This is a genomic window from uncultured Neisseria sp. (assembly GCF_951230505.1).
Lineage (GTDB): Bacteria > Pseudomonadota > Gammaproteobacteria > Burkholderiales > Neisseriaceae > Neisseria.
The window spans coordinates 25,822-35,476 of sequence record NZ_CATNVN010000003.1 but is presented as its reverse complement, the minus strand read 5'-3'; the positions used below and the strand labels follow the sequence as shown (position 1 = coordinate 35,476).

The 9,655-nt window shown below is 54.6% G+C and carries 7 protein-coding genes; 1 reads left to right on the top strand and 6 read right to left on the bottom strand.

What is annotated here, in order from left to right:
• Positions 1-115: 115 nt before the first annotated feature.
• Positions 116-2,125 carry an OPT family oligopeptide transporter gene (locus Q1M25_RS00595; RefSeq protein WP_070606341.1) on the top strand — a complete coding sequence of 670 codons (2,010 nt, stop codon included), beginning with the start codon at positions 116-118 and terminating at the stop codon, positions 2,123-2,125.
• 348 nt (positions 2,126-2,473) lie between these two features.
• On the opposite strand, the gene waaA is transcribed toward Q1M25_RS00595, so the two are convergent.
• From waaA to ptsP, 6 genes are all read right to left on the bottom strand, one after another.
• On the bottom strand, positions 2,474-3,736 hold the full coding sequence (waaA, locus tag Q1M25_RS00590) for a lipid IV(A) 3-deoxy-D-manno-octulosonic acid transferase (RefSeq protein ID WP_300480566.1): 1,263 nt from the start codon (positions 3,734-3,736) through the stop codon (positions 2,474-2,476).
• Positions 3,737-3,874: 138 nt separating this feature from the next.
• Complete coding sequence (locus Q1M25_RS00585) at positions 3,875-4,306, bottom strand: plastocyanin/azurin family copper-binding protein (RefSeq protein ID WP_070590107.1); 432 nt, start codon at positions 4,304-4,306, stop codon at positions 3,875-3,877.
• A 166-nt stretch (positions 4,307-4,472) separates the two neighbouring features.
• Complete coding sequence (locus Q1M25_RS00580) at positions 4,473-5,240, bottom strand: ABC transporter ATP-binding protein (protein ID WP_107768636.1); 768 nt, start codon at positions 5,238-5,240, stop codon at positions 4,473-4,475.
• 10 nt (positions 5,241-5,250) lie between these two features.
• A complete protein-coding gene (locus Q1M25_RS00575) occupies positions 5,251-6,297 on the bottom strand; it encodes an iron ABC transporter permease (RefSeq protein ID WP_049332949.1) in 1,047 nt (348 codons plus the stop codon).
• Positions 6,298-6,414: 117 nt separating this feature from the next.
• On the bottom strand, positions 6,415-7,530 hold the full coding sequence (locus Q1M25_RS00570) for an ABC transporter substrate-binding protein (protein WP_300480560.1): 1,116 nt from the start codon (positions 7,528-7,530) through the stop codon (positions 6,415-6,417).
• Positions 7,531-7,890: 360 nt separating this feature from the next.
• On the bottom strand, positions 7,891-9,654 hold the full coding sequence (ptsP, locus tag Q1M25_RS00565; protein WP_300480557.1) for a phosphoenolpyruvate--protein phosphotransferase: 1,764 nt from the start codon (positions 9,652-9,654) through the stop codon (positions 7,891-7,893).
• Position 9,655: the final 1 nt, after the last annotated feature.

Genomic DNA, 9,655 nt, shown 5'->3' with positions numbered 1-9,655 from the left:
GTAATCGGAAAGTTCATTAAAATGCTAAGAGAGAGGTTTTTCAGACGGCCTGATGGATGTATCAAAAGGCCGTCTGAAAAGTTTTGATTGTTTACCTGATACAGGAAGATTTTTTATGAAACAGGCGGTTGATCCTTATGCGAGTTTCCGTGAACTGACGCTGCGGGGGATGATACTCGGCGCGTTGATTACGGTGATTTTTACGGCATCCAATGTGTATTTGGGCTTGAAGGTGGGCTTAACTTTTGCGTCTTCGATTCCGGCTGCGGTGATTTCGATGGCGGTTTTGAAGTTTTTTAAAGGCAGCAATATTCTGGAAAATAATATGGTGCAGACTCAGGCTTCGGCTGCGGGTACGCTCTCCAGTATTATTTTTATCTTGCCGGGTTTGCTGATGGCCGGTTATTGGGCGGGCTTTCCGTTTTGGCAGACTACGCTGCTGTGTATGTCCGGCGGTATTTTGGGCGTGATTTTCACTGTGCCTTTGCGTTATGCGATGGTGGTGAAGAGCGATTTGCCTTATCCGGAAGGCGTGGCGGCGGCTGAAATTTTGAAGGTCGGCGACCATGATGCGGACCAGCAGGAAGGCGGCAGCGGTATCAAGGAATTGGTGTCGGGCGGCGCACTGGCGGGTTTGATGAGCTTTTGCGCAAGCGGTTTGCGCGTGGTGGCCGACAGCGCGAGCTTTTGGTTTAAAGGCGGCGCGTCGGTGTTCCAAGTGCCGATGGGCTTTTCGCTGGCTTTGTTGGGCGCGGGCTATCTGGTCGGCCTGACCGGCGGTATCGCGATTTTGTTGGGTATTTCGATTGCCTGGGGCGTGGCCGTGCCTTATTTGTCGGCGCATATTCCGCAACCTGCCGATATGGAGATGATTCCTTTTGCGATGTCTTTGTGGAAGGAAAAAGTCCGTTTTATCGGCGCAGGTACGATCGGTATTGCGGCTATTTGGACGCTGTTGACTTTGATGAAACCGATGGTCGAGGGTATGCGCCTGTCTTTCCGCAATTTCGGCGGCGCGCAGATGACCGAACGCACGGAACAGGATTTGTCACCTAAGGCGATGATTGCCTGGGTGTTGGCGATGATGCTGGTGTTGGGCGTGTCCTTCTTCCACTTTATCGGCGACTCGCATATTTCCGGCGGTTTGGCTTGGCTGTTGGTGGTTGTATGTACGCTGCTGGCTTCGATTATCGGCTTTTTGGTGGCGGCGGCTTGCGGTTATATGGCCGGTTTGGTCGGTTCGTCTTCCAGCCCGATTTCGGGTGTGGGCATCGTCTCTATCGTTATTATTTCGCTGGTGTTGCTGCTGGTCGGCGAATCCGGCGGCTTGATGGCGGATGAGGCAAACCGCAAATTCCTGCTGGCGTTGACGTTGTTTTGCGGCGCGTCTGTGATTTGTGTGGCTTCGATTTCCAATGACAACCTGCAGGATTTGAAAACGGGTTATCTGGTAAAAGCAACGCCTTGGAAACAGCAGGTTGCGCTGATTGTCGGCTGCGTTGTCGGTGCCGTGGTGATTTCGCCTGTGTTGGAGCTTTTGTATGAAGCCTACGGCTTTACCGGCGCAATGCCGCGTGAAGGCATGGATGCGGCCCAAGCCCTTGCCGCGCCTCAGGCAACTTTGATGACCACCATCGCCCAAGGTATTTTCTCGCACAATCTGCAATGGGATTATATTTTCACCGGCGTGGCCATCGGCGTGGCGTTGATCGCGGTCGATTTCACATTGCGCAAATCCTCCGGCGGCAAGCGTGCTTTGCCGGTATTGGCCGTGGGTATGGGCATTTACCTGCCGCCGTCTGTGAATATGCCGATTGTGATCGGCGCGGTATTGGCGGCTGTGTTGAAATCCGTCATCGCCCGCCGTCAAGAAAACCGTGAAGGCCGTCTGAAAAATGCGGAACGTATCGGTACGCTGTTCTCCGCTGGTTTGATTGTCGGCGAGAGCCTGATTGGTGTGATTATGGCATTTATCATCGCCTTCTCCGTAACCAACGGCGGTTCGGATGCGCCTTTGGCCCTGAACCTGGAAAACTGGGATACGGCCGCCAAATGGCTGGGCTTGGCGTTTTTTGTTTTCGGTATGTTCGTGTTTGCACGCCGCGTGTTGAAAGCAGGACGTTAAGTTTGTAGGTTGAGAAAAGGCCGTCTGAAACTCAAAACATTGGGGTTTCAGACGGCCTTTTTAGTGGAAATTTGTTTGGAATGATTTTAGGAGATTTGGGTATAATTATCGCGGGGCTAGGTAGTGAAACAGCCCCATGGCAGTGGGGCTGTTTTATTTGAACCTCCCTAGAAAGGAGAGTTTCAACATGAAACGAACCAAGCCGAAAGGTCGTTCATGGCTGAGACTGCGAACAGTCGTTAGGATTATCTTAACCCTGTTCCTGCTCTTAGTCAATTAAACGGCTGAAAACAAAAAACTGTTTTTCAGTTTCCGCCTGTTTGTCATGAACAGGCGGTTTTTTATTGTTTAACGCTGATTCAAACAATCTGCAATCGCTTTGGCAATTTTGGCACTGGCGCCTTGATGTTGCGAAATGAATTGCTCGGTGTGGCTGATCAGCTGTTGGCGCAGCGTTTCGTCGTCGAGATATTGGCGCGTGGTTCTGTACCAGGCTTCGGCGGTTTCGACGCGGACGGCGGCTTTGGCTTCGACTGCGCCTTTGCAGGCTTGGGCGAAGTTGTAGTTGGAGTAGCCGAAGAGAGTGGGGACGCGGCAGGAGATGGGTTCGATGATGTTTTGACAGCCGGCATCGACGAGGCTACCGCCGACGAAGGCAATGTCTGCGCTGAGGTAGTAGGCGGCAAGTTCGCCCATGCTGTCGCCTATCCAAACTTGTATGTCGGGGGAAACGGGTTGTCCGTCGCTGCGTTTTTGCACGGTATAACCAAGCGATTTGGCGGTATCGTAGGCCGTCTGAAAGTTTTCAGGGTGGCGCGGGACGATGACCAGCAAGGCATTGCCGCGGTAGCCCTGCCATGCTTTGAGGAGCAGCTCGGCTTCGTCTGTGCCTTTGTATACGCGCGTGCTGGCGCAGACGACGACGGCTCGTGCGCCGATGCGTTCTTTAAAGGCGACGGCAAGCGGGCGCGAGTCGTTGGGGGGCGCGATGTCGTATTTGGTGTTGCCGCAGACGTGGACGTTGGACGCGCCGATGAGGTGCAGGCGCTCGGCATCGGCGGCGGTTTGGGCAAAGCAGCCGGAGAGGCTCTGCATGGCAGGCTCGACCAGTTTGCGGATTTTGAGGTAGCCGCGTTGGGATTTTTCGGAGAGGCGAGCGTTGGCCAAAAAGAGGGGAATGCCTGCTTCTTTGCAGCCGTGCATCAGGTTGGGCCAGATTTCGGTTTCCATCAAAATGCCGCAGATGGGGCGGTGTTCGGCTAAAAATCGGGCGACCCATTCGGATTTGTCGTAGGGCAGGTAACGGCATTGCGCATCAGGGAACAGGGATTGCGCGGTGGCGCGGCCGGTCGGCGTCATTTGGGTAATCAGAAACGGCGAGTCGGGAAAATGGCGGCGCAATGCCTGCACCAAAGGTTCGGCCGCACGCGTTTCGCCGACGGATACGGCGTGTATCCAAATCGGGCGTTGTACGGGATTGGGATACGCCTGCCCGAAACGCTCGCCCCAATGCTCGAGATAGGCTGGGGATTTGAGGGCGCGGCGGCGCAGGTGGCGGCGAATCAGGAAGGGGGCGAGGTGCCACAGCGTGGCGTAAAGGCGACGTATCATGCTTACGGGTCTTGTGTCGGAATAGGCCTATTTTATCGGAAACTGAAACGGAAGATATAGCTTTGATGCGTGTTTTACGCAAAGGAAACAGGCCGTCTGAAAGGTTTCAGACGGCCTTTAATACAGGCATAAACGCGTTTACTTCACTTGCGCCATGTATTTTTTCAGACGGCCTTTGCTTTGCATGGCGCGGTTTTCCATTTCATCGACAACGGCTTGCGCTTTGGCTTTGTTCACCGGTTTGCCGACCTGAATCACGCCGCTCATGTTCATCATGCGGTGCGGCGGGCAGGTATAGACATACACGCCTTCTTTGTCGAGCTTGAGCGTGAAGTCTTTGCCGTCTTCGGAAAGGAAGTCGGCAACGCCATCGGGCAGGGCTTTGCTTTGTACCCAGTGGCCGCTGTTGGCGGCTTTGAAGGTAACAGTGTCGCCGACTTTGGCGTTGACGTAGCCGGGCTCGAACACCATGCTGCCGTCTTTGCCGTTGTCGAGCATTTTGACTTCGTGGTTGGCGGCGTATGCGCTAAGGGACGCGGTCAGCATCAGGAGGAAGAGGGATTTTTTCATGGGGGGAGTCCTTTCTAAGGATAAAAAATAGGGGTCGGGCTGATGAGTCGGAGAGGCAAGCCTTGGGCTTACCGCCCTCTCCCTAACCCTCTCCCGCGGGAGAGGGGATGAGTTGCAGGGAGTTCGCAGGCCGGATGCTCAATCCGACATTTCAGGAGCGGTTAGGTTACGCACTCTGCCGCATCGGGCGGATAACGGGCAGGCCTTTGCTGTCGTATAAGAGTTCGATATCCACTTTATACAGCCTACCTATCATGTCCGCCTGCAACACGTCCTGCGGCGCACCCTGCGCCTGTACTTTGCCTTCGCCGAGCAGAATCACGCCGTCTGAAAACTGCGCGGCGAGGCTCAAATCGTGCAAGACCATCAGCGTAACCAGATTGTGTTCGTGCGTGTATTGCACCACGCGTTCTAAAAGATTGAGCTGGTGGTGCATATCCAGCGCGCTGACCGGTTCGTCCAGCATCAGGATTTCGGGGCGGCGCAGCATGACTTGGGCAAACATCACAAGCTGCCGCTGTCCGCCGGAAAGCCGCATGACGTCGCGGTGCGCCAGATGGCCGATGCCCAGCTCCGCCATGATACTTGCGGCTTCGTGCAGCAGTTCGTCGCCGACGTGCATATGCAGCGCGTCCATGCGGCCGAGCAACACGACTTCCAGTGCGGTCAGCGAGGCTTCGGCGGCGGTGTCCTGCGGCATATAGCCTATGCGTTTGCGCCAGCTTTGCAGGTGGATTTTGCTCAACACTTCGTCGCCGTAGCGGATGGTGCCTTTGTGCGCCACTTCGCCGAAAATCGTTTTCATCAGCGAGGATTTGCCCGTGCCGTTGGGGCCGAGCACGGAATAGACTTTGCCTTGTTCCAGCGTCAAATCGATATTGTCGGCGACCACATAATCGCCGCGCCGGATGTGTACGTTTTCAAGTTTCAACATTTCAGACGGCCTATCGTTTCGTTAATACAATCCAGAAGAAGAACGGCACGCCGACAAACGACGTAACAATCCCCACCGGAAACAGCGCGCCCGGGATAATCACCTTGGACAACACGCTCGCTACCGACAAAAACGCCGCCCCCGCCAGCATCGCGCCGGGCAGGAAGAAACGTTGGTCTTCGCCCAAAAGAATCCGCGCCACATGCGGCGCGACCAAGCCGATAAAGCCGATGACGCCGACAAAACTGATGGCCGTCGCCGTCATTACCGCCACCAACACCAGCGTTTTCAGGCGCAAAAATTGCAGATTGATGCCCAGCCCGACGGCGCGTTCTTCGCCCAAGCGCAGCGCAGTCAGCTTCCACACATCGCGCGAAAGCAGAAACACGCATACCGCCGTAACCGCCGCCGTAACGATGACTGTTTCCCAAGTCGCCTTGGTCAGGCTGCCGAACAGCCAAAACAGAATCTGCTGCGAAATCTCAGGCGCGGCGATAAATTGAATCAGCGACAAAATCGACTGAAACAGGAACAACAGCGCAATCCCCACCAACACCAACATCGCCGAATTGAAGCGGCGCGCTGAGGCAAACAGAAACAAGATGCCCGAAGCCAGCATGGTCATCACAAACGCGCCGATGGGAACGGCGACCGTTTCAGGCAGCCCGAAACCGCCGAACGCAATCACCGCTGACGCGCCCAAACCCGCCGCCGCCGCCAAGCCCAGCGTATAAGGGCTGGCCATCGGGTTGTTCAGGAGCGTTTGAATTTCCGCACCGCCGACACCTAAAGCCGCGCCGACCACCAAGGCCATCACCGCAATCGGCAGGCGCAAATCCATCACAATCAGGCGGTTCATTTCATCGACTTCGGGTTTGCCCAGCAAAACATTGACCACTTCGCCGACGGGCAGCGTGTCCGTCATCGCAGGGCCGGTGGCGATGTCGAATAGGAAACTGACCGCTGCGATGACTAAAAACATCAACACAATCAACCAACGCTTGCCTTCCAACTTGCGCTGGTTTTTCACAATCTCGGCGACAACCGAATCATTCATGTTTCAAACCTTTAAAAAAGAGTGTTGTGAAAGGGGAGAAACAGGTTTGCCTTTTTCTTCCGCAAAAATTTCAGACGGCCTTCCTATTTAAAAGGCCGTCTGAAAATCTAAACTACCTTATTGTCCTTTCGGATAGAGGTAGAACGTACCATTTGGTACAACAGGCAGGTTTTGGCGGTAGAAGTCCAGATAGGTCTTCTCAGGGTTGAAATCCTTAAACAACTGCGGATAAATCGCTTTGGCCATAAACTGAATCGATGCGCTGTCGGACAGCGTGCGCGAGTTAGCGTGGTAGGCGGCGTAGAGGCGGTTGTTTTTAATCGCAGGCAGGTTTGCCCAGCCGGCGCGTTTGGCAAAGCCTGCCAAGCGTTTTTCCGCTTCGGCTTTTGGAATGCCCCAGCCCATGACCATGGCGGCAGGGTTTTTCTTCAATTCGGTTTCGCGGCCGGTAATCACGATCACGTCGGGTTTGGCGGCGAGGACTTTTTCAGGATTGATCGGGCCGTAGAATTCGACCGAAGAAGCGGCGATATTGTTGCCGCCGACCAGTGTCGCCATCGAACCCCACATGCTCTTGCCGAAGGTAACGCTGTGTTCGGCAGGGCCTTTGTTGCCGAACTCGATATAGACTTTAGGCTTGGGCAGGTTGGCTTTTTGCACGCGCGCTTGGATGGTGTCGGCAACACGTTTGTAGTCTGCCGCCAGTTTGTCGGCTTTTTGCTGCTGGCCGGTCAGCGTGCCGATAAGCTTGGTCGATTGGACGTGTTTGGCCACCGTTTGCGCGTTGTAGTCCAACACGACGATGGGGATGCCGGCCTTGTTGATGCGGTCGAGATCAGAACCCAAAGCCTTGTATTGCCATTCGGCCAAAACCAGCAAATCGGGTTTCAGCGCCAATACTTTCTCAATCGAGAAAGTGCCGACTTCCACTTCGCCCACGTCGGTCAGCTGATTCAGTTTAGGCACGGCTTTGCTGAATGCCGCCCAGCTCGGCGGCGCCCAGTCGGCCCAAACTGCTTTGGAAAAACCAACGACGTTGTCCAGCGCAGTTTTACCGCCGATGGCCATGTAGTCTTGGTAGTAGAAGCCCAACACTACGCGCTTGGCAGGCAGGTCAACGGTTACCTTACGGCCGACGGTATCGGTCAGCTGAACGGGTTTGGCAAAAGCGGATACGGAGCCGACTGATAAAGCGGTGGCGGCAATCAAAGCAGAAAGTTGCGTAAATCTCATGAATCATTCCTTTAAAATATGATGATAATTACTATCTTTTTATAAATTTACAAGGTATTGAATCTTTTTTCAAGTGAATGTAGGGATAGACATATTTCGAAATAAAAAGTTTCATCATTAAAACGAAGGGATAGTGTTTATATAGGGCTTGGGTATACTGAAGACCTAGTAAAAAGGAATGATATGGGGTACCTAAAGCCATAGTGGGCAGTAGCTGGAATGGATCGGTAAAGGGTTTTTTATTGCAAAAAAATAAAAGGTATTTGGTTGAAAACAAGGCCGTCTGAAACCTTGCAATCAGGGTTCAGACGGCCTTTGGTGGAGGCATAAAAGTTTTATTTCACTTGCGCCCTATATTTTTCAGACGGCCTGTAATTCCGCCTGTTCGCTTTGGTTGAGGATTTTAATCAGTTTTTCGGCTTTTTCCGGGTCTTCGCAGCGCAGGATTTTGGCGGCATCGTTTTCGAGATGGCCGGTGTGGCTGTGCAGGATGATGTTTTTAACCGAAAGCAGGTTGTTGGGGTTCATTGAAAAGCGGCGCAGGCCCATGCCGAGTAACAGTCGGGTGAAGACGGTATCGCCGGCCATTTCGCCGCAGATGGACACGCCTTTCTCCATACGGTTTGCCGTGCGGATAATGTGTTGCAGCGTTTTGAGGACGGCAGGGTGTCCGGGTTGGTAGAGGTGGCTGACGCTGTCGTCGCCGCGATCGACCGACAAGAGGTATTGAATCAGGTCGTTGGTGCCGATAGAGATGAAATCGACGAGCTTGAGGATGCTGCCGACGGTCATAGCGGCGGACGGGATTTCAATCATGCAGCCGATGCTGACTGGGCCGAAGGTTTCGCCGCGTTCGGTCAGTTGGCGTTGGGCCGTGTCCAGATGGATAAGGCATTGGCGCACTTCGGAAATGGATGTAATCATCGGCCACATCATGCGCACGGGGCCGTGGGCGGCGGCGCGGAGGATGGCGCGCATTTGGGTGCGAAACATGACCGGCTCGGCGAGGCACAAACGGATGCCGGTCAGGCCGAGCGCGGGGTTGAGGCTGCCGTTGGGTGTGCTGTTTTGGCCGAACCAGCGCGGATTTTTATCTACACCCAAGTCAACGGTGCGGATGGTGATGTTTTTGCCTTTGAGTTTTTTGACGATGTCGGCATAGACTTCGTATTGTTCGTCTTCGGTCGGCATGCTGTCGCGGTTGAGATAAAGAAATTCGCTGCGGAACAGGCCGACGCCGTCTGCGCCGAAGTTGTGCAGGGCTTTGATGTCTTCTGCGGATTCGATGTTGGCGAGCAACTCAATGTTGATGCCGTCGGCCGTGGTGGCGGCGGTTTTTTTGATTTTGTTGAGTTCGCGCTTGTGGCTGCGGTATTCGCGGGCGAGGCGGCGGTATTCGTTGAGGACGACTTCGTCGGGATCGATGATGAGGACGCCGTTGATGCCGTCGACGATGACGATTTCGTTTTCGGTAATGAGTTTGCGGGCGTTGTGCAGGCCGATGACGGACGGGATGTCGAGGCTGCGGCCCAAGATGGCGGTGTGGCTGGTCGGACCGCCGGCATCGGTTACGAAGGCGGTAATGTGCTGCTCTTTGAATAGTACGGTATCGGCAGGCGAGAGGTCGTGCGCAATGAGGACGGTGTCGTCAAGCAGGTTACCGGCGAGGTTGATTTCGTTGCTTTGGCCGACAAGGTTGTTGTGGATGCGGCGGACGACTTGAAGCATGTCCTGTTTGCGTTCGCGCAGGTAGTCGTCGTCGATGCTGTCGAACTGGGCGGCGAGCTTGTCGCTTTGTTGTTTCAATGCCCATTCGGCGTTGATTTTCTGCTCGCGCAAAATGTCGATGGGTTCGCGCGAGAGGGTAACGTCGGTCAGCAGCATCAGGTGCAGGGAAATGAACGCGCCCAATTCGGTCGGGGCGTTTTCGGGAATCGCGCTGCGCAATTGTTCCAATTCTTTGCGCGTGGCTTTGATGGCGTTGTCGAAACGGGCGACTTCGGTATCAAGTTTGTCGGGATCGATGTCGTACTGGGGAACTTCCGCCGCGCCGCGCGTGATGAGGTGGGCGTGGCCGATGGCGATGCCTTTGCCTGCGGCCACACCGTGTAGGACGATGCTCATT

Excerpts from the sequence above, each read along its gene's own strand:
- Q1M25_RS00595 (WP_070606341.1), top strand. The coding sequence starts at position 116 with ATGAAACAGGCGGTTGATCCTTATGCGAGTTTCCGTGAACTGACGCTG.
- waaA (WP_300480566.1), bottom strand. The coding sequence starts at position 3,736 with ATGATACGTCGCCTTTACGCCACGCTGTGGCACCTCGCCCCCTTCCTG.
- Q1M25_RS00585 (WP_070590107.1), bottom strand. The coding sequence starts at position 4,306 with ATGAAAAAATCCCTCTTCCTCCTGATGCTGACCGCGTCCCTTAGCGCA.
- Q1M25_RS00580 (WP_107768636.1), bottom strand. The coding sequence starts at position 5,240 with ATGTTGAAACTTGAAAACGTACACATCCGGCGCGGCGATTATGTGGTC.
- Q1M25_RS00575 (WP_049332949.1), bottom strand. The coding sequence starts at position 6,297 with ATGAATGATTCGGTTGTCGCCGAGATTGTGAAAAACCAGCGCAAGTTG.
- Q1M25_RS00570 (WP_300480560.1), bottom strand. The coding sequence starts at position 7,530 with ATGAGATTTACGCAACTTTCTGCTTTGATTGCCGCCACCGCTTTATCA.
- ptsP (WP_300480557.1), bottom strand. The coding sequence starts at position 9,654 with ATGAGCATCGTCCTACACGGTGTGGCCGCAGGCAAAGGCATCGCCATC.